Origin of the sequence: Shewanella donghaensis (genome assembly GCF_007567505.1) — a bacterium.
Classification (GTDB): domain Bacteria; phylum Pseudomonadota; class Gammaproteobacteria; order Enterobacterales; family Shewanellaceae; genus Shewanella; species Shewanella donghaensis.
Window position 1 is genome coordinate 2,637,228 of sequence record NZ_CP041783.1, and the last position, 24,886, is coordinate 2,662,113.

Annotated in this window: 22 protein-coding genes; 11 read left to right on the forward strand and 11 right to left on the reverse strand. The window is 40.8% G+C overall.

Annotated elements, in window-relative coordinates; genetic code table 11:
* The first annotated feature begins 224 nt into the window (after positions 1-224).
* Positions 225-1,814: a bifunctional phosphoribosylaminoimidazolecarboxamide formyltransferase/IMP cyclohydrolase gene (gene purH / locus FPK91_RS11330; protein WP_144211355.1), complete on the forward strand. Its 1,590-nt coding sequence runs from the start codon at positions 225-227 to the stop codon at positions 1,812-1,814.
* Positions 1,815-1,897: 83 nt separating this feature from the next.
* Positions 1,898-3,199, forward strand: coding sequence for a phosphoribosylamine--glycine ligase (purD, locus tag FPK91_RS11335; protein WP_144211356.1), 1,302 nt, complete (start codon positions 1,898-1,900; stop codon positions 3,197-3,199).
* 128 nt (positions 3,200-3,327) lie between these two features.
* On the opposite strand, the gene FPK91_RS11340 is transcribed toward purD, so the two are convergent.
* Entirely contained in the window at positions 3,328-3,978 is a 651-nt protein-coding gene (locus FPK91_RS11340; protein ID WP_144211357.1) for an AbiV family abortive infection protein, read from the reverse strand.
* Positions 3,979-4,384: 406 nt separating this feature from the next.
* On the opposite strand from FPK91_RS11340, the gene FPK91_RS11345 reads away from it, so the two are divergent.
* Positions 4,385-4,567, forward strand: coding sequence for a hypothetical protein (locus tag FPK91_RS11345; protein WP_144211358.1), 183 nt, complete (start codon positions 4,385-4,387; stop codon positions 4,565-4,567).
* Positions 4,568-4,891: 324 nt separating this feature from the next.
* Positions 4,892-6,361 carry a Na+/H+ antiporter NhaC gene (nhaC, locus tag FPK91_RS11350; protein ID WP_144211359.1) on the forward strand — a complete coding sequence of 490 codons (1,470 nt, stop codon included), beginning with the start codon at positions 4,892-4,894 and terminating at the stop codon, positions 6,359-6,361.
* Between the two features lie 76 nt (positions 6,362-6,437).
* On the opposite strand, the gene FPK91_RS11355 is transcribed toward nhaC, so the two are convergent.
* Together FPK91_RS11355 and FPK91_RS11360 are read right to left on the reverse strand one after the other, a co-directional pair.
* Complete coding sequence (locus tag FPK91_RS11355; protein WP_144211360.1) at positions 6,438-7,829, reverse strand: NAD(P)/FAD-dependent oxidoreductase; 1,392 nt, start codon at positions 7,827-7,829, stop codon at positions 6,438-6,440.
* Between the two features lie 91 nt (positions 7,830-7,920).
* Positions 7,921-8,511 carry a GNAT family N-acetyltransferase gene (locus FPK91_RS11360; protein WP_144211361.1) on the reverse strand — a complete coding sequence of 197 codons (591 nt, stop codon included), beginning with the start codon at positions 8,509-8,511 and terminating at the stop codon, positions 7,921-7,923.
* Positions 8,512-8,665: 154 nt separating this feature from the next.
* Here FPK91_RS11360 and FPK91_RS11365 point away from each other — a divergent pair, with 154 nt between their 5' ends.
* From FPK91_RS11365 to FPK91_RS11380, 4 genes are all read left to right on the forward strand, one after another.
* Positions 8,666-9,397 carry a spondin domain-containing protein gene (locus FPK91_RS11365; protein WP_144211362.1) on the forward strand — a complete coding sequence of 244 codons (732 nt, stop codon included), beginning with the start codon at positions 8,666-8,668 and terminating at the stop codon, positions 9,395-9,397.
* Positions 9,398-9,408: 11 nt separating this feature from the next.
* Complete coding sequence (locus FPK91_RS11370) at positions 9,409-10,149, forward strand: spondin domain-containing protein (protein ID WP_193559158.1); 741 nt, start codon at positions 9,409-9,411, stop codon at positions 10,147-10,149.
* 134 nt (positions 10,150-10,283) lie between these two features.
* A complete protein-coding gene (locus FPK91_RS11375) occupies positions 10,284-11,030 on the forward strand; it encodes a response regulator transcription factor (RefSeq protein WP_144211363.1) in 747 nt (248 codons plus the stop codon).
* Between the two features lie 50 nt (positions 11,031-11,080).
* Positions 11,081-12,541 carry a sensor histidine kinase gene (locus FPK91_RS11380; RefSeq protein WP_144211364.1) on the forward strand — a complete coding sequence of 487 codons (1,461 nt, stop codon included), beginning with the start codon at positions 11,081-11,083 and terminating at the stop codon, positions 12,539-12,541.
* Between the two features lie 53 nt (positions 12,542-12,594).
* On the opposite strand, the gene FPK91_RS11385 is transcribed toward FPK91_RS11380, so the two are convergent.
* From FPK91_RS11385 to hemE, 5 genes are all read right to left on the reverse strand, one after another.
* Complete coding sequence (locus FPK91_RS11385; protein ID WP_144211365.1) at positions 12,595-14,700, reverse strand: bifunctional diguanylate cyclase/phosphodiesterase; 2,106 nt, start codon at positions 14,698-14,700, stop codon at positions 12,595-12,597.
* Positions 14,701-15,210, reverse strand: a complete 510-nt coding sequence (locus tag FPK91_RS11390) for a YfiR family protein (protein ID WP_193559159.1) — start codon at positions 15,208-15,210, stop codon at positions 14,701-14,703.
* Positions 15,211-15,215: 5 nt separating this feature from the next.
* Complete coding sequence (locus FPK91_RS11395; RefSeq protein WP_144211366.1) at positions 15,216-17,273, reverse strand: TonB-dependent receptor plug domain-containing protein; 2,058 nt, start codon at positions 17,271-17,273, stop codon at positions 15,216-15,218.
* A 465-nt stretch (positions 17,274-17,738) separates the two neighbouring features.
* Positions 17,739-17,948 (reverse strand): hypothetical protein, encoded by a 210-nt coding sequence (locus FPK91_RS11400; protein WP_144211367.1) that lies wholly within the window; start codon positions 17,946-17,948, stop codon positions 17,739-17,741.
* 336 nt (positions 17,949-18,284) lie between these two features.
* The gene (gene hemE, locus FPK91_RS11405; RefSeq protein WP_144211368.1) at positions 18,285-19,349 is read right to left on the reverse strand and encodes a uroporphyrinogen decarboxylase; all 1,065 of its coding nucleotides are present in this window, start codon (positions 19,347-19,349) and stop codon (positions 18,285-18,287) included.
* 468 nt (positions 19,350-19,817) lie between these two features.
* Between hemE and rsd the strand changes: the two genes are divergently transcribed.
* The gene (rsd, locus tag FPK91_RS11415) at positions 19,818-20,294 is read left to right on the forward strand and encodes a sigma D regulator (protein ID WP_144211369.1); all 477 of its coding nucleotides are present in this window, start codon (positions 19,818-19,820) and stop codon (positions 20,292-20,294) included.
* A 61-nt stretch (positions 20,295-20,355) separates the two neighbouring features.
* Here rsd and FPK91_RS11420 read toward each other — a convergent pair whose 3' ends face one another.
* From FPK91_RS11420 to FPK91_RS11430, 3 genes are all read right to left on the reverse strand, one after another.
* The gene (locus FPK91_RS11420; RefSeq protein WP_144211370.1) at positions 20,356-21,396 is read right to left on the reverse strand and encodes an MJ1255/VC2487 family glycosyltransferase; all 1,041 of its coding nucleotides are present in this window, start codon (positions 21,394-21,396) and stop codon (positions 20,356-20,358) included.
* 19 nt (positions 21,397-21,415) lie between these two features.
* On the reverse strand, positions 21,416-21,934 hold the full coding sequence (locus FPK91_RS11425; RefSeq protein WP_144211371.1) for a phosphatase PAP2 family protein: 519 nt from the start codon (positions 21,932-21,934) through the stop codon (positions 21,416-21,418).
* A gap of 376 nt (positions 21,935-22,310) precedes the next feature.
* The gene (locus FPK91_RS11430) at positions 22,311-22,568 is read right to left on the reverse strand and encodes a YgjV family protein (RefSeq protein WP_144211372.1); all 258 of its coding nucleotides are present in this window, start codon (positions 22,566-22,568) and stop codon (positions 22,311-22,313) included.
* Positions 22,569-23,126: 558 nt separating this feature from the next.
* On the opposite strand from FPK91_RS11430, the gene rraA reads away from it, so the two are divergent.
* Together rraA and FPK91_RS11440 are read left to right on the forward strand one after the other, a co-directional pair.
* Positions 23,127-23,612, forward strand: a complete 486-nt coding sequence (gene rraA / locus FPK91_RS11435; RefSeq protein ID WP_144211373.1) for a ribonuclease E activity regulator RraA — start codon at positions 23,127-23,129, stop codon at positions 23,610-23,612.
* A 154-nt stretch (positions 23,613-23,766) separates the two neighbouring features.
* Positions 23,767-24,798, forward strand: a complete 1,032-nt coding sequence (locus FPK91_RS11440) for a formimidoylglutamase (RefSeq protein WP_144211374.1) — start codon at positions 23,767-23,769, stop codon at positions 24,796-24,798.
* Positions 24,799-24,886 lie beyond the last annotated feature (88 nt).

Below are 24,886 nucleotides of genomic sequence, written 5' to 3' on the forward strand. Positions count from 1 at the left end.
AAAATAAAAAAGACACAGTTACTTTGTTCTTATTTCAATATTGTGAAATCGCGCAGAAAAAGCCCCTTATATGGCACTTTTGCGATAAAATGCGCGCGCCCTGTATATAGGCAGCAACCCCCTAACAAGTAAACCATTAAGGGACTTTTGCAAAGCAGAGCCATGTCGATATCTGCTCTGTTTTGCCAAACTTCCTTAAAATAAATAGTGGATACTGTACCTACATGAATACTGTCAGACCTATTCGTCGCGCACTGCTAAGTGTATCTGATAAAACTGGAATGCTTGAGTTTGCTAAAGCACTCCACGAGCAAGGCGTAGAACTACTTTCTACAGGCGGAACAGCCAAATTACTTGCTGACAATAATATTCCTGTCACTGAAGTATCTGACTATACCGGTCACCCTGAAATCATGGACGGTCGCGTTAAAACATTGCATCCAAAAGTACACGGCGGCATCTTAGCCCGTCGCGGTATTGATGAAATAGTAATGGAACAAAATGCCATTAAACCCATCGATTTAGTGGCGGTTAACCTTTACCCATTTGCTTCTACTGTTGCAAAAGAAGGTTGTACGTTAGCTGACGCCGTTGAGAACATCGATATCGGTGGCCCAACAATGGTACGTTCAACCGCTAAAAATCATAAAGACACCACTATCGTTGTTAACGCGAGTGACTACGGTCGTGTGATTACTGAAATGCAAGCGAACAACGGCAGCACAACGTTAGAAACACGTTTTGATTTAGCCATTGCAGCATTCGAACACACAGCCGCTTACGACGGTATGATTGCTAACTACTTCGGCACTATGGTTCCTGCACATAGTAAAGATGAATGTCATGAAGATTCTTCATTCCCACGCACATTCAACACTCAGTTAGTGAAAAAACAAGATTTACGCTATGGCGAAAACAGCCATCAAAAAGCGGCTTTCTATGTTGATAGCCACATTGATGAAGCTTCAGTTGCCAGCGCAATTCAATTGCAAGGTAAAGCACTGTCATACAACAACATAGCTGATACTGATTCAGCACTTGAGTGTGTGAAAGAATTTGAAGGTCCAGCTTGTGTCATCGTTAAGCATGCAAATCCTTGTGGCGTAGCATTAGGCGACAGCTTATTAGAAGCATACGACCGTGCATTTAAAACTGACCCAACGTCTGCATTTGGCGGCATTATTGCTTTCAACCAGGAGCTCGATGCTGAAACAGCTAAAGCAATTGTTGATCGTCAATTTGTTGAAGTGATCATTGCCCCTAAAGTCAGTGCAGCAGCACGCGACATCGTGGCAGCGAAAGCCAATGTACGTTTATTAGAATGCGGCGAGTGGAACACGAAAACCACCACCCAAGACTACAAGCGTGTGAATGGCGGTTTATTAGTTCAAGACCGCGACCAGGGCATGGTTGATGTAGCAGACGTTAAAGTAGTATCAAAACGCCAACCTACAGCTGAACAGTTAACTGACTTAATGTTCTGCTGGAAAGTGGCTAAGTTTGTTAAATCTAACGCGATTGTTTACGCTAAAGATGGCATGACAATCGGTGTGGGCGCAGGCCAAATGAGCCGCGTTTACTCAGCAAAAGTTGCAGGTATTAAAGCTGCGGATGAAGGTTTAGTTGTTGAAGGGTCAGTAATGGCATCAGATGCATTCTTCCCATTCCGTGATGGTATCGATGCTGCAGCAGCGGCAGGTATCAGCTGTATCATTCAGCCAGGCGGTTCAATCCGTGATGAAGAAATCATCGCTGCGGCTGATGAGCATAATATTGCAATGGTATTTACTGGCATGCGTCACTTCCGTCACTAATAGCCATTTGAATAGAGCAGCCTCATTTGGCTGCTTTTTTCGTTTTAAAAAGATTATATTTTTAATTGTTTGAGGGTGAATCAATGAGAATTTTAGTAATTGGCGGCGGCGGACGTGAACACGCGTTAGCTTGGAAAGCAGCACAATCACCACAAGTTGACACTGTATTTGTGGCGCCAGGTAATGCTGGCACATCTTTAGAGCCAAAATTAGAAAACGTCGACATTAAGGTTGAAGCAATTTCAGAGCTGGTTAAATTTGCTCAAGACAACAAAATTGAACTCACTATTGTTGGCCCAGAAGTGCCACTAGCACTGGGTGTTGTTGATGCGTTTAACGAAGCTGGCCTAGCAATATTTGGCCCAACTCAAGGTGCTGCGCAACTTGAGTCTTCAAAAGCTTTCACTAAAGACTTTTTAGCCCGTCATAATATTCCGACTGCCGACTACGCTAACTTTACTGACATCGAGCCTGCAAAAGCTTACAGCGTTGAACTAACGAACAAAACAGGTTTCCCTGTTGTGATTAAAGCTGACGGTTTAGCAGCAGGTAAAGGCGTGATTATCGCGCAAGACCAAGCTGAAACCGATGCCGCAATCGAAGATATGCTAGCAGGCAACAAGTTTGGCGAAGCGGGTTCACGCGTCGTTATTGAAGAGTTTTTAAAAGGTGAAGAAGCAAGCTTCATCGTCATGGTCGATGGCAAGAACATTCTTGCAATGACCACCAGCCAAGACCATAAAGCGCGTGATAATGGCGACTACGGCCCTAACACTGGCGGCATGGGTGCATACTCACCAGCACCAGTAGTGACTCAGGCTGTACACGATTGGACTATCGCTAACGTTATCCGTCCAACGGTTGATGGCATGGCGGCTGAAGGCAATGTTTACACCGGCTTCTTATACGCTGGCTTAATGATTTCACCCGATGGCAGTGCAAAAGTACTTGAGTACAACTGCCGCTTTGGTGACCCAGAAACACAGCCGATTATGATGCGTCTACAATCTGATATCGTTGAACTGTGTTTAGCTGCTACTCGTGGTGAGCTAGATAAAGTGACCGCTGAATTTGATTCACGCGCAGCCGTTGGCGTTGTACTCGCTGCAGGCGGTTACCCTGATGCTTATCGTAAAGCCGATGTGATTGAAGGTTTATCATTAGGTGATAATAACGCCAAAGTATTCCACGCTGGTACGGCAATGAAAGACGGCCATGTCGTTACTAGTGGCGGACGCGTGTTGTGTGCAACAGCACTCGGTAACACGGTTACTGAAGCACAAGCTAGTGCTTACAAACTTGTCGATGCCATCCATTGGGATGAAGTCTACTTCCGTACTGATATTGCCTACCGCGCTATCGCACGTGAGCAAGGTAAAGCATAAATTTGAGTTAGTAGGTGTTAACCCACTAGTTTGAAATGCACTGAAAATAAATCCCTGTGATGGCAACTAATGCCAAAAATCACAGGGATTTTTTATGCGTATTTTCTTGTCTATAACCTATTTTACAATTATCCATTTTTCCATGCTGGATACCATCTCTTACCTTTAATCCCAGACTTATGATTCCAAGTTTTTAATGAAGAAAATAAAGGCTCTTTTATAATTAAGTCCATTTCAGGAATATCCCAAAATATATCTTGTTCTTCGATTTTTTCTTCAATATTTTTGAACTCAGATACCATTAACGAAATTAGCTTTTTAGCATCAGCTTGAGTAATAGCTTTCGTAGGAATAGATATACGGCTACCTGTATCAATCTTTCCTTTATGCCTGCTTAACCCAACATATACAGCTCTTTGCTTTTTCACTTCCAATTCTTTTGACTGAATCATTTGAAAAAATTTAGGAGAGTACTCAAATAATTCCCTGCTTACGAAATTCATTTGTTTTTTTGGATGATTAAAAAGAAGTTTTAACCAGTCTTGTTCAATATCTATAGCTGGAAAACCATCATTAGTTAATGCCGTAAAATAATAATGCTCTACCCATTTAGCTTTTGAAAACTCTTCAAGAGAAAGAACTGATAATTGAAAACTTGATGGAAACGATTCGTTTTCATAAAGCAGTATTGCATCACTGAGTAATCTTAGTGAGTTCTTCTGTGATTCAATTGAAATCTTTTCAAATTTATATTTACTTAAACCACTAACTTTATTCATATTTACTCTTCTAAAAGGTGGTTGAAAAATCATTTTAATCTATCAAATCAAAACTGCAATATAACTAATTACCTAGCCGCTAAGTTTTATTAATTTAACACGTGTTTTAACGTCGTGGCGCTTCGCCCACACCAGACCAAGAAGGGTGAAACTGCTCACCCCTCTTGGATCACCCCAGCAGCCCCGGCGAAATTTTCTGAAAAGCGAAATATTTCCAACGGGGGACTAATCCAGCTTTAAGCTTCATTTATAATGAATAAACTGCTTTTAAGTACGTCTCTGTAAGCTCTGCTAAAGCATTCAAAAATTAGCATGAAGAAACATAATTAACTTGAGAGCATCAAAAAAAGTCACGTGAGTCCAGACATGGATGTCTGGCTAGCTTTCGAGGGGAAGGGACGCCCCATTGGAAGCGTTAGTGATTTTTGAAGATGGACGAAGCGGAATAAAAATGCTGTCAGAAGCTCAACTAACTTCCGTTGGAAATAATCGCTTTTCAGGTTATTTCGCCGGAACGGCTAGGGATATCGAAAAGGGAAAAGCTGTTGTTTCCCTTTCGTCTGGTGTGGGCGAAGCGCCACGACTTTGATCTTATTAAAGTAAGCGAAAAAAACTCACTAAAACTGAATTTTTACAACCAATCGAATCTAAGTAAATATGCACTGATATCACCTCAAGTGAATAGCTAACCTATTAAGGTAAGTTAATAATCAATCTTGCCTATTCGCCGTGTTCCACGAACAAATCATCACACTGCCAAAACATCGACTTATCCCTTCTATCTATGGCAGGATGTCGACCAGTCACAAATTAATAACAAATAATACTGACTGCTTACAACGACCAAAAACAATAAAAAGCGCTTATAAAGCTCACACAAAAGCACTATAAAAATAATAATAGGGATTACCCAATGTCCGATAATAAGCACAAGCAACCGAGTTTGCTTGACGCGCTTGCCCCCGTCTTCGCCCTCATAGCAATGCTTGGCACTGCGGTGTATCTTTTCTCTTCAGATAGTTCTGCTGGTGCAAATCAAATTGCGCTCATTTTAGCGGCCTGTATTGCCATCCTTATCGGTTATAAAAATGGCTATAGCTGGAATGAAATGGAGCGCGGCATTATTAAAAGTATTGGTGTCGCAACTGGCGCATTGTTGATTCTATTCACGGTAGGCTCGCTTATCGGTACTTGGATACTTGCGGGTACTGTGCCCACAATGATTTATTACGGCATGCAGATCCTGCATCCACAATACTTTTATGCTGCAAGCTGTATTTTGTGTGCCGTGGTCGCTATCAGTATTGGTAGCTCTTGGACAGTAGCTGGCACGCTCGGTATAGCCTTAATTGGTATTGCATCCGCTATGGGACTAGATATTAATATCACCGCAGGGGCGATTATTAGTGGCGCCTATTTTGGCGATAAAATGTCACCGCTTTCAGATACCACTAACCTAGCGCCCGCTGTTGCTGGCTCTGATATTTTCAGCCACATCAAATACATGACTTGGACTACCGTTCCCAGCATTATCATTGCGCTAATTGTCTTCACTGTTTTAGGACTCTCAGCTGATGTTTCTAGCTTCAATTCAGATCTTGATAACACTCTGTTACTGCTAGAAGAAACTTATCAACCCGGCCTGCATTTACTTATTCCTTTATTAGTGGTGTTATTTTTTGCCAACAAAAAAATGCCAGCCTTTCCTACCGTTATTCTAGGTACGCTAGCAGGGGCTATTTGCGCTGCTGTTTTCCAATTCGATAATGTGGTCAGTTATGTTAATGAGGACAATCTGTTACCGATTGTGGCGCTTATTAAAGGGATTTGGATTGCGATGTTTGATGGCTATGTGGCAACCACTGGCGATGCAGTATTAGATAACTTACTGAGCCGTGGTGGTATGAGTAGCATGGTGACTACGGTTTGGCTGATTCTATGTGCAATGACATTTGGCGGCGTAATGGAAGTAACGGGATCATTATCTCGCTTGCTAGAAAGTATCTTAGGTTTAGTCACGGGAACCAGCAGCTTAATTATCACGACCTTGGGTGTATGTATCGGCGCAAATATCATTACTGCAGATCAATATATCGCTATTGTGTTACCCGGTAGAATGCTCAAACTGGAATATCAAAAGCGTAAACTAGCGCCAGTTAATCTGAGCCGTACCTTAGAAGATTCAGCTACTGTAACCAGCCCGCTCATCCCGTGGAATACTTGCGGGGCTTTCATGGCCAGTACCTTAGGCGTGGCAACCATAGCCTATTTACCTTACGCAATTTTTAACTTAGTTTGCCCATTCATTAGCGCATCGTATGCTTATTTCAATATCAAAATACAACCGCTTGATGAATCGATACAGCTCACAGAGGAGCTATAAGCTTCGAAAGCGCAGACTTAGCTTGCTGTTATATTGGTGACTATATAAGTGACTATATAAGTGACTATATAAGCTGTTATCCAAAACGATCCTTCAACCAGCCATAATGGTAGTAACCCCATTGCCCTATTCGTCTTGCTTGAGCAAAGGGCAAACGGGGTAATGGGTTTTGATAGAGCGGTAAAGTCGCAATGTCAGTAGGAGTATCTCCGGCAATACTTTGCGCTAATCGGAAAGCCGCTTGTGCACTAAAAGACACCCCCGCACCGCAATAACCTAAACTGTAACCTACGCCGTTCTTCTCTACCACATGAGGCATATCATCCATTGATGCCGCGATCCAGCCCGTCCAGTTATAGGCCACTTTTTTAGTCGCTAATGCCGGAAAACACTTGTTCATAGCCAGTTTGAGTCGCTGACCATAAATCGGATCGCTAGCGTCCTTACCCCACACTGCGCCCCGACCACCAAACAATAATCGGTTATCAGGTAGTAACCTGAAGTAATACTTCAAAATGCGGGTATCCATGGTTACTTGATGGCTAAATAGACCAGCGGCTTGCAGCTCATCAACACTAAGTGGCTCAGTCACAATAATATTGCTGAGTATCGGCAAAAACTTTTCATCAATGCGGTGATTAAACTTTTTGGGCGTATAGCCATTAGCAGCCACAATGACTTTATTTGCGGTTAACTCACCATGCTCTGTTAGCAGGCGGTGCTTGCCATTTTCCTCGACCCAGTCAAGTACGCATGAGCTTTCAGATAGGGTAATACCTTGCTGCTCGACCATCGATTTATAACCCAGCAATAGCTTTAATGGGTTTACCCCAAAGCCATCACTTAATCGCAATGCACCATAGGCTTGGTGATGATTTAAATAATCTCGGCGAAAGTCTGCAGCATTAATAAATTGTGCATGCTGACCCATATTTGCAGAGCCTGTAGACGAGAGTGATTTACTATCGAATGGAGACGTTATTAAATGTTGCTGAATAAAGTCAGTGGCGGTTTTGAGTTGCTGTAACGCTTTAGGGTTATGAGCCACCTTTAAGTAGCCTTTCTCTTGTGGTTCGCAATCAATACCGAATTGATGGATCAATGATTCAACTCGCTCAACAGCTTGGCTAAACTCGCCATAAATGGCTTTGGTGGTGTCTAAATCCCAACGTTTTGCCATAGCGGCATAGCCCAACCTGCCCGAGCCCTTTAATACAAAACCTGCATTACGGGCGCTGGCACCAAAACCCACTTGGTTTGCCTCTAATACATGGCAATCTATATGATATTTACTGGCGAGATAATATGCCGTCAGTAATCCAGTATAACCGCCGCCAATAATTGCGACATCGGTTTGCTTATGACCACTTAAGTGAGGTAATCGAGATGGCAAAGCTTGGGTACTCGCCCAATAACTATTGGCCAGTGGTTGTGAAGCGGCATTTGGGGCAATAAGGGGATCATACATATCAGCGGCTCTTTTTATTATTAATTATGATGAGTGCTAGTGCGAATATGAGTACTAATACTAAAAGCAGTATTGAGTCTCTCAAGGTTCTTTAAGTAAATTCAATCACCATTTCACAGGCTGTGCAGTGGCAATCATCGCCGCAAAGCACGCAAAGATAATCACTGCCATCTAACTTTTGATTCCAGCGATTTGGATGCTGTTTAATTAATCGGCCACCTGCATGAGTAAAGTAGCCAACAGCGGAGTTATTTGGGCTTTGTTTCCATAGATGACTGACACCCGCTTTAGCACCCTGCTGCTTGACCGCAACTATAGAGGCTTGTAATAAAGCCGAGCCAATACCTTGCCCTCGATGGGATTCTGCAACCGTATTACATTTGAAATAACACATGCTCTGTTCAGTCACAGGCCACTCATTTGGCGTACACCACTGATCAACCGCCCATTGCCCTGCGGCATAAGTTAATCTAAATCCGATTATCTCATTCTGTGTTATTTGTTGTGATAACTGAGCTGAAGTTTCATCACTAACAGCCACAAAATGGGCATTAATATTATTTTTTATGCCTAATTGATAAATTTTTTCTAACGAACCAAAATCTAAGTAACCTTCACCATGCACTCGATTACCAAGCTCAATAACTTGTTGAAAATCATCAGGTGTTAAGCTTCTAACCATTATATTTACCCACATCTAAATTCGCTTTAATAGCCCACAATAACACATCAAAATAGGCAAAATAAACGATGTTAATCTTTTGTGATAATTTGGCGATAACACAGTGAGATCCCTCAGGCAGAATCGTTAGCAATTAAACAAAAGGAACTCTGTTATGAAATCATCTGTATTAAAACCTATCGCAAAAAAAGCAAGCTTACTGACTTGTGGACTAATCGCCGCTGGCCTATTCAGTGTCTCAGCAACGGCTGCAGAAGTTGAAATTAGCGTAGTGAATCTGACGCATGGTAATCACTTCACGCCATTGTTTATTGCTGCACATGATGCCGACAGCCACTTGTTCCAAGTGGGTGAAATGGCAACTCCAGCGCTACAAAAAATGGCTGAAGGCGGCGATGTTGGCGATTTAGATGCTGCAGTGATGGGCGCTGGCGGTGTAACTGTAGCTAACCCTGCAATGGGTTTATTAGCACCAGGAGCGAATGTCAGTGAAGTCATGCTTGATTCAATGGAGATGACGCACCTTTCTATCGTTGCCATGGTACTACCCACTAATGATGCCTTTATAGGGTTAGATGGCTGGGAGATCCCAACTGAGGCAGGTACTTATACTGTGTATGTAAACGCATATGATGCAGGTACTGAAGCCAATGATGAAGTGGTTAATGGCGGCGGAATGTCAGGCGTTCCAGGAATTCCTGCCGCTCCCGGTGGTGATGGAGGTATGAATGGTACTGGTGTTATGGATGGCTCTACTAATGGTTATGTCCACACTCATCCAGGTGTGCTTGGTGATACTGATTCAGCCGGCGGCGCAAGTGATTTAGACAGCCGAATTCATCGCTGGTTAAACCCTGTTGCGAAAGTTGTTGTTACCGTTAAATAAGGGGGCATGTGATGAAATATCCAATTAAAAATATCAATAAATATAGCCTAAGTGCTGCTGCATTAATTGCGGTACTCGGATTAAGCGGTTGCTCTGATGACGATGATAATACACCTTCGCCAGAGCCGACCCCGACACCCACTCCGGCGCCTGTGATGCAAACTTATACGGTAACAGTGACAAACTTAACGGCTAATCAACCAATGTCACCGATTGCTGTAGCCTCACATGGTAGTGACGTAATGCTGTGGCAAGCAGGCGAAAGCGCGAATGTCGCCCTAGAGAAAATTGCTGAAGGCGGAGATTCAAGTGATGTAGCAGCTATTGAAGGTATCGGGGTTACTGCCAGTGGTGCGGGCATATTAATGCCAGGGATGTCAGAAACTATCACGATTACTGTTGATGAAGATGATGTTGCCAACCTCACCGTAGCAACAATGCTAGTTAATACCAACGATGCCTTTACTGGATTAAACAGCTACGACATCTCGATGTTAGAAGTTGATGCTATGGTTAATATGAGAGGCATGGTTTACGACGCCGGCACTGAAGCGAATACAGAAGAGAAAGGTACCATGCCTGGACCTGCTGATGGTGGTGAAGGTTATAACGCCACTCGTGACGATGTTGACTTTGTACATATTCACCCTGGTGTCATCACCATGTATGACGGTCTAGCTGATTCAGTTCTGACACCGTCACATCGTTTTGATAATCCAGTAATTGCTATCTCTATTAGTCGTACAGAATAGTCATAATCGGTTATAGAACAGCGTCACTTTCTTAGGCTTTGCAAATACTCTCCACCAAAGAAAAGCAAACAATTTGAAAGTTTATGCTCCCAACTCAGGTCTGCTGGTTAAGGATCTGTTTTGGGAAATTCTGGATGAATGACACGAATAAGCAAAATCACCACCCGACAAAGCAAAGTAATCAGCAAGTGAAACAACATATTCTGTTGGTTGAAGATGAACAAGACTTAGCAAGACTGATCATGCTCAATTTAACCGCGTTAAATTATGAAGTGTTTCATGCAACCACATTAAGCCAAGCAACTAAAATTATTGACTCTACTGTACTAGATTTAATTTTGATGGATCGCATGCTACCTGATGGTGACGGCATTATGTTATGTCAGCAACTACGTGAAGCAGGTGCGTCTGTTCCTGTAATGATGCTAACAGCAAAAGATTCTGAAGCTGACATTGTATTGGGCCTAGAAGCTGGCGCCGATGATTACTTAGTTAAACCTTTCAGTGTGCTTGAACTTAGAGCACGTGTGAAAGCCATGCTACGACGCAGTCAAGTTCAGCAAGTAAGTGCTGAACAACTTGAATTTAATGGCGTGACAATCAACTCTTCGACTCGAGAAGTTGTCTCTAATGACAGTCACCTTGAATTAACCGCCAGAGAGTTCGACTTGCTATTGTTTATGGCTAAGCATCCACTGCAAGTATTTAGTCGCATGCAATTATTAGAAGCGGTATGGGGCTATAACTATGATGGCTATGAACATACGGTTAATAGCCACATAAATCGCTTACGTAATAAACTCGCCCGCAGTCCTGGTCACCCAGAATTAGTTAAAACAGTCTGGGGTGTAGGCTATAAGTTTGCACCACCTGAAGCCTAAATTATCCTACATCGCCACTATATCGTTTGCACATTTAAAATGGGTCAAAAATGAATCGATTATTTAACCGACTGTTTTTATCTGCCACCTTGGTAGTGCTGTTACTATTTGTCGCTCTATGGCAATGGCTGCAGCTGAATCATGAATTTAGCCGTAATCAAATTCAGCAATCTCTTCATTTGCAACTCGCCGAGCATATGGCGCATATCAACCCATTGTTATCTCAAGGCATTACTTCTGATGCGGCATTAAAAGAAGCCTTCCATGACTTTATGTTACTCGGCCCAAGCTTCGAAATTTATACTTTAGATCCTAATGGCCGTGTCATTGCTTACGATGCGAAGGAAGAAAAAATCAAAAAAACACGGGTCGATTTAACTAAAATAAATCAATTTATAGAAGGACGAGACTTGCCAATTTTAGGCACAGATCCACGTTCTAAAGAAACCCAAAAAATCTTCTCCGTTAGCAAACTCATCAATGCCGATGGTCTTCACAGTGGTTACTTATATGTCATCATTGGCGGCGAAGATTACGATAGCTGGCAAGCATTAATCAATTCAGAAAATCAACCCAAACTATGGGGCGCAACGATAGGATTCTGGGTAATATTTGCATTGATACTGTTTGTATTATTACTGGGCTTTTTCACCCGCCCAATTAAGAAATTAGCCAGCGATTTGAATCAATTAAAAGATGCACCTTTAAGCGACAATATGGCTTTGCCTAATCGCTATAATGGTAGCAAAGAGATTAGAGATCTTAGTGACAATATTAATCACCTATTACATGAGATAAGCCAACAACATCAGCAAGTAAAACGCCAACAACAAGCCAAGCATGATTTCTTATTACACTTATCACATGACTTAAAAACGCCGCTGACATCATTAATTGGTTATATCGATACTTGGTTACTCTCTCCACCAGAAGAACGTCAACCTGAGTTTATTGAATATGCCGCCAATTCGGGTCAAAACTTACAACAATTATTAGCACAATTACTGGAGTTGGCAGCACTTGAAAATGGTCAGATATCGGCGCAAATAACACAAATTAATTTACGTGAAATATTGCAAGATTTAGTGCAGACCTTTTTGCCGAGAGCGAAAAAATTAGGTATCACTTTAGACTTTGAAATCAAAGATGAGTTACAAATTTATACTGACCCGCAATTGATGCGTCGAATTCTAAATAATCTGGTAGATAATGCCCTGAGGTATACCCCTAAAGGTGGTGCCATTACAGTCTTTAGTGAAACCCTTAATGGCCAAAGCTGGCTGGCAGTAAAAGACACCGGGGCGGGAATGCACAAGCATGAAGTGGAAGCGTTAAAACAACTTTCTATGAACCAGTTATCATTTGAACCCAATCAAGCGCTGCCTCAGTTAGGCGTAGGATTAGCCATTGTGCGCCAATTACTTGGACTGCTAAAATGTCGTATTAACATCGATAGTGAACCCGGCACTGGCAGCTGCTTTCATATCGAACTGCAAAGCAGTCGTCATTAATGCTTGAGCTTGTGTTTTAGATTGTGAATTAAGAGGCTATTCATTAAAAGAATCTACATGCCTAGTTCGATATTTCGAGCGTCTGAACGTTGAGACTCTACACTTTGGTTTTCTGAATCACTATCATCGGTATGCTCGAGAAACTTTTCAATAAAATCTCTTTTCTGTAGCGGCTTTGACAACATATACCCTTGGAAATAATCACATTCTAACTTTTCCAAAATGTCGTATTGAGCTCGCTGCTCTATTCCCTCAGCGACAACTTTAACCCCTAAGTTATGCGCCATGGTCACAATTGCCCGCACCAGAGCAACGCAACTATCATTTGTTTCTAAATCAGTGATAAATGAGCGATCAATTTTAAGGATATCGATATCAAGTTGCTGTAAATAAGCTAAAGATGAGTAACCCACACCAAAATCATCAATGGCGAGATTAATACCTTGTTCGCCCAGTAACTTCATTTGTTGTTGAATAGCAGACCCTGGCGTCATCAAGGTATTTTCTGTGACTTCAATTAAAATGGCACCTTTCGGTAATTGATATTGCTGGCTTTGAGACTGCCATTGTTGTGCCCATAACCCTAAATTATCAATTTCGAGTGGTGAGGTGTTGACGCTAACCTGAACAATATGACCAGCTAAGGCTTGAAAGTGAGCAGTATCGATTAAGGCTTGCTTTCTAACCCAATTGCCGATTTCAATAATTAAGCCACACTCCTCTGCAATAGGGATAAAATCATTAGGCTCTACTAAACCTCTTGCTGGGTGATTCCAACGAATTAAAGCTTCGGCCTTGGTAACATGATGACTGTTGCAGGCGAAGATAGGTTGGTAAAACAATTCAAACTGTTCATTATTTATAGCTAAGCGTAACTCTTCAATTAACTGGCGTTTTTCAACTGCTTTTTCTTCTTTAGAGTATGAGAAAAACTCGTAACGATTACGGCCATTATTTTTAGCCAGATACATAGCTTGATCGGCATGTTTAAGTAAGGATTCCAGTGATTTACCATCTTTAGGATAAAAAGTCAGCCCAATACTGCCAGTAACAGATATTTGCTTTCCTTTGATCGTTAAAGGATTCATTAGGGTATTTTTTATTATTTTGGCAATATCAATTGCACGGCTTTGCTCATAAATATTCTCAATAATAAGCGTAAATTCATCTCCACCAAGCCTTGCCACAGTGTCTTCAGCTCTAACACAATGACGTAATCGCTTAGCTACTTGATGCAATAACAGATCGCCATAATCATGACCTAAGGTGTCATTAACTTCTTTAAAACCATCTAGATCGATAAATATGACAATGAACTTTTTGTCTTCCATATCTATCAGTGACTGTAGTTTTTCATAAAAATATCGTCGATTAGGTAATTCTGTTAACCCATCAATGTAGGCAAATTCATGCAACTGAACGTTGGCGGTTTCTAACGCTTCGGTGCGGGATTTTACTTTGCTTTCCAATAAATTATCCCGTTGTTCAATGGTATGAAGCATCTCGTTGAAACACGATGTTAATTGACCCACCTCATCTTGGGAAAGTTCTTTGGCTCGTTGGCTGTAGTCATTGGATTTACTGACTAACTCGGCGACTTTAGCTAAATGCAGGATCGGGCTTAAAAAGCGGCGGCGTAGATATAAAGATAAGAAAAAACTCACACCAAGGGTAAACAGCAACAGGGTAATAATAAAGTAACTGTAAAATTTCACTCTACCAACAATATAACTATCATCAGCCTCGATAATAATCTGGCCGTATTCTTGATTATCTAATGAAAGCACGGTGGATATTTCAGTGGTATTGAACAAGACACCTTGCAAGGGCAACGTTGCTTTCGGCTCAGCATAGCCAGTTGAAGCCAGTAATAAACCGTTGGTATCAATGACATTAACGGCCAACACATCTGAACGTAATAAAATCGGATCAATTAACTCTTGAATCGCATCTTCATCATCAAATAAAACCGCAGCGGTAATATTCGGAGATAAGATAGCTAACAAGGTATCTAGGCTTTCAACTTGATCCTGCTTTGAGGTCGTGACTTCATAAGCACTAAAAACAAAAGTGATGATGATGATTGAAGACAAAGACACGCTCATTAAAATAAATAACAGTTTTTTACTAATGGTATCGAGCTGGAAGAGAGAGTTCATCTATTGTCTCCCAACGACACGGCCAAGGCGTAATACCTTTGAACTCATGGTGATGCCAGACTGTTTCAAGTATTCAGGAGATACCTCAAAACGTATTTTCCCTCCTGACAGAAAAAAGCGAATATGACCTCCTTGATTGATAAAGTCTTCTGACTCTCCAACAATCATGATGTTCTTATATTGATTGATTCTGTTGAATTCTGAGGTTGAGGAGGTAATAAACAGCAGGCTACATTGCGAAATATTGTCATCATTGTCGGAGATAGCCAGCAACGAAATAGGCAGTCCATCTATTTTCTGACCACTCAACACACCATTGGCTATTGCGATGAAATCGGCATCAGGACTGCATAAAAAAAATGGCTCAGAATGGGGCTCTAACCAATTACCATAACGAGCAAAGTTATATAAAAAACCCGCTTTAATGGCATATTCTTTTTCCATCGACAGCCCATTACTGCTAAATAGCAGTAATGTTAAGCTCACGAATGCAATAACAAACTTATGCATCTGGATTAAAATTCCGCAGTGATTTTTAAGCTAATCGTTTCATCTATATAATTAGCAAGCGTATACGTATCTTGTGTAACGCCATACTCAATATGGGAACCTGCAATAAGATTTTTAGCAATAATGGCAGCTTCCCAATTATCATTAATAGACCAATTCCATGTTATGTCTAATGCGGTGTAATTATCAGTCTCATAAGCATCACTATCCTCAAATCGAATTGTTGCGAACAGATTATGTTGTTCAAATACATGTAAATCCGTTTTCAAAAACACCTGTTTAGTAGTCGAATCTCGTCCTATGGCTGCAAAAGTACCTTCCGGTAATTTGTAATCAAATTCATTATAGCTATAGCCAATCTCTGCGTTAAACATCTCCGATGGCAACCAGGATAAAACGATATCTCCACCTTGGGTGGTTAAATCTGCCGCAGATAAAATATCAAAATTTATTGATGTCGTTTTTAATGTTTCAATTGCAGGTAGCACTTGACCAGCTTGCAGTAAGGCCATTAATGGGAAAAACTGTTCAATATTTGGATTCACATCAATCACTACAACATCTTTACTGTCAGTATGATAAAGAGAAAGATCTAAATTCCAGTTGTCTTGGGAGTACCGATAACCCAATTCATAAGATAATGACTTTTCTGATTTGACTTGGTCGTTACCATTTAAAAATGTTTTGATGTGATATTCATCAATTGCTGCGATACCGGTCGTGGTAGGAAGAATATCAGACACTTGGATCCCTTGAATTGAATAGTTATCGTTAAATTCAATCAAGGATGGTATCCGCGAACTCTGTGAAACAGAACCCCAAATAATCTGGTTACTCTGTGGCTTATAAAGCAACTTAGCAAGTGGTTGACTCTCCCAGCCAGTGAGATCATTATGCTCAATGCGCGATCCAAGAGTAAAGTTTAGAACATCAGGGATAAAACTGTATTCCGCTTGAAAAAAACCACCGTATTGCTCAAGTTCATCTAAATTCTTATCACTGTGTATAAATAAACTTTCTTCAAATTTTATTTTGCTGTATCGATAGTTCACTCCCCAATCAAATTTGAATGCGTTGTATATAAAATTCATTTGGTAATCGGCATCGAAAGAATGAAAGTGTTCTTCTAAGTACTCCTGGGTCCCATTTTGCTGTAACCAGGATATTTGTAGCATTTGATTAGCTTCTGATGAGAGTCGATGTTCAAGTCGCGCCATGATTCGAGCGTCGGTTCGCTTAAATTTCCCAGAAAACTTGGTATTTTCATTACTGTCATCAACAACACCACGATAGTTTTGCCCTAATGTTGAATCCGTCATATCACCTTGAATGAAGCCAAACCAATCATCGTTAGGGGTGAAATCAAATCTTGCCCCGATAGAGTATTGCTCAGTGGTATCCACAGGTGGCATTTCAATGCCTTTATCGGACTCATTAGCATCTTTAACATGGCCATAAATACGGTAACTAGTACTACTGCCAATATCACCGCCATAACGCACATTCGCATCAATGTTTATCTGACTCCCTGCTGTGACATCAGCATGAAAACCACGGGTATCGATACTATTTTTAGTAATAATATTAATCACGCCATTGTTGGCATTACTGCCCCAAAGTTGACCACCTTGCCCTCTGATCACTTCAATTCTTTCAATATCATATAAGGGAACATTAAGAGTCTCCCAGTAAACTGCGGCAAATTTAGGGGTATAAAGGCTTTGGCCGTCTATCATGACTAGCATTTTGCTGGCAAAACGCGACGCAACACCGCGAGTAGAGATGGCCCATTGGTTATTGTCCAGTTGTCTAACAATCAGACCTGGCACCATTTTTAGTACTTCAGGAACAGATGTGGCACCAGAGTGGGTTATACGCTCTTTACTTAATACGTAAATGGATGCAGCGGTATCAAAGGCTGATTGGGAGCGTTTCATCGCTGAGGTAACTTGCACATCCATCGACATCAGCGATTCTAAGTCGAGATCATCAATTTTGTCTTCGGCTGCTACAAAAGGGGATATGAAGCATAGAAAGCACAAGCACTTTTTGGGGTTGCTCAAGATGTAGCCTCCTAGATGTATTGAATTTTATCTTCCATATATAATTGAGCTCCATCTGGTTAATTTTAACACAAGATAAAAAAATGAAAGGATTTTTTACAACTTTATAGCGACACAATTAACACCTAGATCACAAATGATACAAAATTGTTTTTTACCCATGTGAATCAAAATGGATTAATTCAGCTGGTATTTAAATAAGAGTGAAATTGGAAATGCTAGGAATGAAAAGGATCTTCCGTTTAGGGAAGAGTATTCAACGGTATAATACAATGAGGCTTTAACTGTGACAGAGCATGCGATAAATCGAAAAATAACAAAGTTAAAAATAACAAAGCCACCCATAATGAGGTGGCCTTGAACATAATCACTAAACTTAATCTCTTAGCTAGTCGCTGAAAATAGTCCCTAGAGGGAGCTTCTTTCATTAGCCTCGAAAATCAGCTTCAAAAATAGCAATTAGCTTTAGATAGATTGATAAAGTTTCTTAATTTTGTGGAAGAAAAGGCTAACGAAACCAGCAAATAAGCTGCCCCACATTAATAATACAGCCGCAACAGTCACAAATTGCCCCATATAATAATCGGCATTGGCAACATAAATATAATGGGTACCAGGTAGCAAGGCTGCAAATATCGCAAAGAACATTAAAGCAACAATAATTTGAATTTTCATAATTAACACTCTTTTGGCAAAGGCTACTAGATTTGGATTCGATTCAATAAAGAAACAAAGCTAGTTAGCAAAATAATATTCATATTCAGAATGAACATAAAGTATCAAATAAAGCCCACTAAGAGTTTTGCAAAGATCACAAATTAGAATATTTCATCCTAACAATGTCATAAAGCACGCTTAATATAATGAAAACCAGAATAAAAACGAGGATGGATAAAACATGGGCGGGTTTGTGGAACATTGCAAATTTTGTGGTTTACTATAAATAAAAAAAAGACGAGCACTGCTCGTCTTTTTTACGCATTCTCAGAATGCATGAAGCTTAATGATCAATTATTTATGATATTTAGCTGATAAATCATGTACTGAATTGATAAATGCACCGGCATGTTCAGGATCAACATGTTGATGAATACCATGACCTAAGTTGAATACATGACCAGTACCTTCACCGTAAGAAGATAGGATTTGATCCACTTCTTGATGAATACGCTCTGGAGAAGCGTAAAGTACAGATGGGTCCATGTTGCCTTGAAGCGCAACTTTATGGCCAACACGGCGACGTGCATCACCAATATCAACAGTCCAATCTAGACCTAGCGCATCACAACCAGTTTCAGCCATAGACTCTAACCATAACCCACCACCTTTAGTGAATAGAGTTACCGGAACTTGGCGACCGTCAGCAAAACGCGTTAAACCATCAACGATTTTTTGCATGTAACGTAATGAAAATTCACGGTAAGCATGGTGAGATAATGCACCACCCCATGAATCAAAGATCATTAACGATTGTGCACCATTCGCTACTTGTGCGTTTAGGTACAAGATAACTGAGTCAGCTAATTTGTCTAAAAGCATGTGCAATGCTGCTGGCTCTTCGTAAGCCATTTTTTTAATTTTTTCGAACGTTTTGCTTGAACCGCCTTCAACCATATAAGTTGCGAGTGTCCAAGGAGAACCAGAGAAACCGATTAAAGGTACTTCACCTTTAAGCTCACGACGAATAGTGCTGACAGCACGCATCACGTAACCAAGTTCATCTTCTGGATCTGGAATACAAAGTTTTTTAATCGAGTCAACGGTATCAGCTCTACGCTCAAAACGTGGACCTTCGCCAGTTTCAAAGTATAAGCCTAAGCCCATTGCATCAGGGATGGTTAGAATGTCTGAGAACAAGATAGCTGCATCTAAGTCATAACGACGTAATGGCTGTAAAGTCACTTCACAGGCTAAATCTTGGTTCTTACAAAGAGACATAAAGTCACCAGCTTCAGCGCGGGTTGCTTTGTACTCAGGAAGATAACGACCTGCTTGACGCATCATCCAGACAGGAGTTCTGTCGACAGGCTGTTTTAATAAAGCGCGTAAATAACGATCATTCTTTAATTCTGCCATTGGGCTTGATTCCTAAACATTTATTGATATCCGCTGGCCAGTAGTTTAGCGACTTCGGCCATTAATGTAACCAGTTCTGCTAAATTTATGTGAGCTGTCCCTCCTAGTTGTATAGAATTTGCTAATACAATCGTTATAGTGCTCACAAAAAGTCTCTTTTTGGATAGTCTGTAAAGCTAATTGGATAAAAAAGTTGCACCGCTGGTCCTGCTTTGGTATAAAAAGTCTGCGCTAGCAAGAACAATCAAGAAGCACGATAAATCGAGCCCTTAAAAATCTATTTGCCCAGTGATAGCTTGCTATCACTGGGCATTTTTCTATGTGGCGCAGTTAGAAAAGCTCTTTTATATAGTATTTAATTAATTTCTCTGGTCGATCCATTACTTCTTTTGCAGAAAACAGTTGATCAATAGCTACTTTCTCTCATACATTAAGTGTTATCTATTGGTTGCAATACTGAGAATACATATGCTGACAAAACTAGAAAAAGCCGAACAGAAATGGGGCGGCTCAAATAAGCTTGTCGACCAATGGCTACAACATCGCAGAACCCTGCTGATCCAATACTTCAAAATTGCCGGTTTGGCGCCTTATACTGTACCCGCTAAAAGCTTACCTAACGTAGACACTGTTAAGCAATTTTGTGCTCAATTAGTTGATTATGTCTCAGAAGGTCATTTTGAGGTTTACGATCAAGTCGTCAAAGAGTGTGAAAAGTCAGGTGAAGAAGGTAAAGCGAAAGCCCAGCAACTGTTACCGCAAATTAGTGAAACCACCGATGCAGCGCTCGACTTCAATGACAAATATACCGAAGCAGACAATGACTCAATGTTGATGGATCTTGATAGTGATTTATCTAATCTCGCTCAGGCCATGGAAACCCGCTTTGCATTTGAAGATAAATTGCTCGAACAACTTCATGAATACCACTCAAAAGCCAGCTAAAATAATTCCATTTCAACCATTTGGTTAGAAATGATATTACATTAGCTAGACTACCCCGTGATTATCGCCAGTTATCTGGCAATTCTACTTGCGACCATAAATCGTTGCACAGCCTTTGATGCTGATGCCAATCCCCTTGCTTTAACCAGCTCACCAGTGCATCACCGACTTGTGGATAAGCAATAGGTTTGGGCGAAGGTGATTTCAGCCACCGCTTTACGATATCCCTGTCCAAGCTTTCCATACTCTGCGCTGCAGCAAGTAACTCTAAAGCGGCGACATTGGATGCTTGCTCAAATTGTCCTAGTAACGGTTTTACTAGCAGTTTTTTGCCTAAGGTCATTGCTTCACTTGCCAGTTCAAAACCGGCATTACCCATTACGCCCCCGCATTGAGACATGTGATTCTTAAAGCCGACACGACTAAAACCAAACCATTCTATATGCTCAGGCAAAGGTTCTTTCGGCTTATCAAGGTGATAGACAAAAAATTGATAGTCAGAAAAAGGACTTAGCAATGTGGCAATCGCATCTGCGCTCTCAAATGGAAGATAGACTAGGATCTGATGGCGATGATGATCACTACTTGGATCAACTTCGACAAAGGGCGGCAATATAGGAAAGCCAAAATGATGCCAATGGCAACCCAGTTTTATATCAGTAGGAGCAAAATGGTTCAGTAAGCGTTCATCAAACCAGCTCATGCCTTTTTTGGGAACTGAATATTGTAAAGCCGCTTGATGGCTTATACTGATTGACGTTACCCCCTGTTTTTTAGCAGCCCAAGCACTGACAGGTTCAAAGTCATTTAGTACGACATCATATTGGGTTAAATCAAGTCGCTGAATTTCAGATAAGACCGGTGAAGTAATATTACGCTTTATAGTTTTAGGTAAATTAATCTGCCCACCTTCAGTAATAAATGACATGCCCTTTTTAACGCTGTAATCCCCAAAGCAATCCATATCAAAGTATTCACCCTCTGCCCGACCACTAAATAAAAAGTCCACGTGAATATCAGTTTTAGCGAGTGCTTTTGCCATCACTCTGGCGCGGCTAATATGGCCATTTCCAGTACCTTGAACACCATATAATATCTTCATAAAAACCCTTCATTTCCGTTCAAAACGAGATAACTTGCTGCGCTAGAGTGACGGTACCGAAACCCAATCCAACCCCAGCAATGATGTCCAATGGATAATGAACCCCCAATGCCACCCGAGAAAGCCCGATACTTATCGCCCAAACAAAGGCTATAGGGGCTAACACTGGATAGATAGCCAATATTGAACCCGCCATAATAAAAGCCGCTGCAGTATGCCCCGACGGTAAACTGAACTTATCAGACGGTTGAAAACCTGACTCAAATCCTGCAAATGCAACACAAGGACGAGTACGTCTAATGGAATTTTTGAGTAAAAAGTATAACGGCAGCTCGATGATATAACTGACTAACACCAAGTTAAAAAACTGACTGCCTTGTGGATGAAGGAATAACAAGCCGACTGCAATATATACGTAGTAATGCCCATCACCCGTTGTTGATACCGCTCGTGCAAATTGCGTTAATTTATGATTGCGACAACAAGTCACAATGTGGCAAAACAACAGCTTGTCTAACGTGGCAATATTCATCGTCATCAATAGCTCCTTAGCGATTAATTATTCTTCAACCATTAAATTGACTGTAAATATGCCGAGTGACGCGCAGATTACATTCTGCCGAAAGTTTTATGACAATGACTGTAAGACACTAATGAAATTTTTGGAGCCGAGAAATAAAGCTCACTTGAAGACTAGGAAATTGAAGTAGCTTGAAGACCTAGATATTGGGGCAACTTGAAGAAAATGTGTTTATAAGACGGAGTAAAAAAGGAAAATAGATAGAACATACAATGAAACAAAAAAAGGTATCCACAAGAGATACCTTTTTTAGTATTTAGCAAATGATTACTATTCAATATTAGAACTAAGCAAAGCCAAATTTAACACTAAGAAGGTATTAAACCAATCAAGCTTAAGCTGAGGCTTCTGCAACGTCAGCGGTTGGATCTGCGCGATAAATTTTGATCAAATGGAAAATATTAATACCTGCGACGAATGCATTCATCCCTGCCACTGGCCAGGCTTCAATTTGAACGCCATACACAACAAATAAAGAACAACCAACAAAATTTAAACAACGTAACCAAATGATGTCTTTCATCATTAATGAAATTGCGACCATCACCGATGCTGCATATCCGATGATTTCAACTACATTTACTGCGTCCATAAGAACCTCTCGTTAAGGCTCTCCGCCATCCATAAGCGTAACGGGGGGTCCGTGCCCCTAAAGCAAAATAAAATCTAACCTATACTTAATTAAGGCTGAATATTAACAAACATTCATACAATGTTGTAATAAAAAAACGTAATACAATGACCAAGATCAATATCCACATACCATAAACATATAAATGTAAGTTAGTTTCCTACAAAACAGTCTCAGGTAGAATATAGGCGGGTTTTGAGGTAATTCTCAACAAATCATACCGATGGCTAATAATTATTGTTCGTGACACAAATAAACGTATACAAATAGGCTTCATTCAGGCCAAAAAATTAACTTTTACGATAATTATAAATTTATTTGCCCACAGCACAGAATAACCTTCATCTAAACTCCTCAATCGAAACGCCTAAAAGTATCTATACTTAGCGACCACGGAATTATCTTAATCAAGTGATGAATATCGCTGTTAATTTGATAAAAAGCTCATATAATTCATATATTATGGCTTTGATAACTAGCGAAAATGCGAGTTAATCGCTTACCCCAAGGAGTGTCACTATGGAATACAACACCTCAGAACTGTGTGATATGTATTTAGATGTCGTCGATGTAGTAGAACCTATGTTCAGTAACTACGGCGGTTGTAGCTCTTTTGGTGGTTCGATTAGTACCATCAAATGTTTTGAAGACAATGGTCTTATTGCTGACGCACTTCAAGCTGAAGGCGAAGGTAAAGTCTTATTGGTTGATGGTGGTGGCTCAATGCGCCGAGCATTAATTGATGCCTCTATTGCTGAAATCGCAGTAGCGAATAAGTGGGAAGGCATTATTGTTTATGGCTCTGTTCGTGATGTCGACACGCTTGAAGAAATGGATATTGGTATTCAAGCCTTAGCATCTATCCCTATTGGTGCTGATGCCAACGGCGTCGGTGAAGTTGAAGTGCCAGTGAACTTCGGTGGGGTAACATTCTTGCCATGCGATCATATCTACGCTGATAACACGGGTATTATTTTATCGCCAGAGCCTTTAGACATTGAATAATTGCCACCTTATTGCGCACTACCCTGTATTTGAATAAGTTCAAATATTGACGAAAGCCAGCTATGCTGGCTTTTTTATTGTCCAAATTGACAACAATTTCTTTTTTTAGTCGATAATATTTTATTAAAAGCCATTTTTTATAAGTAGGTTCTCAATGTTGCAGATAATGACTCACACTCAGCTCAATCAATATCTATCTCCTCGAGATGGAGAAACTAAATTGGGTCAAACAGTAAAGCTACTTGCTGAAGAATCATCCATATCGACTAATATTCTGCAAAACCTCAAAAAAGCGAAAGCCGACGGAATACAATTTGTCATCATCGGTATTTCTGAAGATGCAGGCCCAAGAGCCAACCTAGGCCGCGGCGGTTCAACGGCAGCCTTTAACGCAACGATGCAGCAATGGTTAAACTTACAATCCAATCGTTTTTTACATGGCAAAGAATGTCTCGTCTTAGGTGAAATATGCCAAACACCTCTCGATAAATCTGCAACGGTAGATGAATTACGACAAGCAACAGCAGATCTTGACACCCAAGTGATTAGTATCGTCAGCCAGGTATTAGCAGCACAGCTTGAACCTATCGTTATTGGCGGCGGACATAACAATGCTTATGGCATGCTAATGGCGGTAAAATCGCATTTTAATCAAGCTGCTGCAGCCGTTAATCTGGATCCTCACAGCGATTTTCGCCCTCGAGAAGGTCGCCATAGTGGTAATGGTTTCAGTTATGCTGCCGCCAATGGCGCATTAGCTTATTACCATGTGCTAGGACTACATGAACTCAAAAACAGTGAAACCACATTGGAGCAATTAAGTTTATTTGGCGGACATTGGCACAGCTTTCAACAAATATGGGTTAGAAGAGAAATTGAACTTAGCCAGGCGTTACAAGAAATTGCCGCTAACTTGAACCAAACACAACTTCCTGTCGCGTTAGAAATTGATGTTGATGCAATAGCCAAGATGCCAAGCAGTGCCTCGACCTTTGCTGGTATCCCACTTTTAGATGCTTGTCACTATATTCATTACATGGCAAAGCACTGTCAGTGCGCTTATCTTCATATTGCTGAAGCTGCACCTCAATGCCATGATGCTGGAAATGCTGCGGGTACCAGAGATGTGGGCCAAAGTGTCAGTGAATTGATTTACAGTTACATACAAGCCAGAAAAGCGCAGTAATTACGCGAGTGTTTTTGAACTTCACCATAACTACTGGCGTATAATCAACTCATAAGGGATGGTGAGGCTAAATTAAACATGATTAATA

What these genes read in the sequence shown, in the direction of transcription:
- purH (WP_144211355.1), top strand. Translation starts at nt 225, where the DNA reads ATGAATACTGTCAGACCTATTCGTCGCGCACTGCTAAGTGTATCTGAT.
- purD (WP_144211356.1), top strand. Translation starts at nt 1,898, where the DNA reads ATGAGAATTTTAGTAATTGGCGGCGGCGGACGTGAACACGCGTTAGCT.
- FPK91_RS11340 (WP_144211357.1), bottom strand. Translation starts at nt 3,978, where the DNA reads ATGAATAAAGTTAGTGGTTTAAGTAAATATAAATTTGAAAAGATTTCA.
- nhaC (WP_144211359.1), top strand. Translation starts at nt 4,892, where the DNA reads ATGTCCGATAATAAGCACAAGCAACCGAGTTTGCTTGACGCGCTTGCC.
- FPK91_RS11355 (WP_144211360.1), bottom strand. Translation starts at nt 7,829, where the DNA reads ATGTATGATCCCCTTATTGCCCCAAATGCCGCTTCACAACCACTGGCC.
- FPK91_RS11360 (WP_144211361.1), bottom strand. Translation starts at nt 8,511, where the DNA reads ATGGTTAGAAGCTTAACACCTGATGATTTTCAACAAGTTATTGAGCTT.
- FPK91_RS11365 (WP_144211362.1), top strand. Translation starts at nt 8,666, where the DNA reads ATGAAATCATCTGTATTAAAACCTATCGCAAAAAAAGCAAGCTTACTG.
- FPK91_RS11370 (WP_193559158.1), top strand. Translation starts at nt 9,409, where the DNA reads ATGAAATATCCAATTAAAAATATCAATAAATATAGCCTAAGTGCTGCT.
- FPK91_RS11375 (WP_144211363.1), top strand. Translation starts at nt 10,284, where the DNA reads ATGAATGACACGAATAAGCAAAATCACCACCCGACAAAGCAAAGTAAT.
- FPK91_RS11380 (WP_144211364.1), top strand. Translation starts at nt 11,081, where the DNA reads ATGAATCGATTATTTAACCGACTGTTTTTATCTGCCACCTTGGTAGTG.
- FPK91_RS11385 (WP_144211365.1), bottom strand. Translation starts at nt 14,700, where the DNA reads ATGAACTCTCTCTTCCAGCTCGATACCATTAGTAAAAAACTGTTATTT.
- FPK91_RS11390 (WP_193559159.1), bottom strand. Translation starts at nt 15,210, where the DNA reads ATGCATAAGTTTGTTATTGCATTCGTGAGCTTAACATTACTGCTATTT.
- FPK91_RS11400 (WP_144211367.1), bottom strand. Translation starts at nt 17,948, where the DNA reads ATGAAAATTCAAATTATTGTTGCTTTAATGTTCTTTGCGATATTTGCA.
- hemE (WP_144211368.1), bottom strand. Translation starts at nt 19,349, where the DNA reads ATGGCAGAATTAAAGAATGATCGTTATTTACGCGCTTTATTAAAACAG.
- rsd (WP_144211369.1), top strand. Translation starts at nt 19,818, where the DNA reads ATGCTGACAAAACTAGAAAAAGCCGAACAGAAATGGGGCGGCTCAAAT.
- FPK91_RS11420 (WP_144211370.1), bottom strand. Translation starts at nt 21,396, where the DNA reads ATGAAGATATTATATGGTGTTCAAGGTACTGGAAATGGCCATATTAGC.
- FPK91_RS11425 (WP_144211371.1), bottom strand. Translation starts at nt 21,934, where the DNA reads ATGACGATGAATATTGCCACGTTAGACAAGCTGTTGTTTTGCCACATT.
- FPK91_RS11430 (WP_144211372.1), bottom strand. Translation starts at nt 22,568, where the DNA reads ATGGACGCAGTAAATGTAGTTGAAATCATCGGATATGCAGCATCGGTG.
- rraA (WP_144211373.1), top strand. Translation starts at nt 23,127, where the DNA reads ATGGAATACAACACCTCAGAACTGTGTGATATGTATTTAGATGTCGTC.
- FPK91_RS11440 (WP_144211374.1), top strand. Translation starts at nt 23,767, where the DNA reads ATGTTGCAGATAATGACTCACACTCAGCTCAATCAATATCTATCTCCT.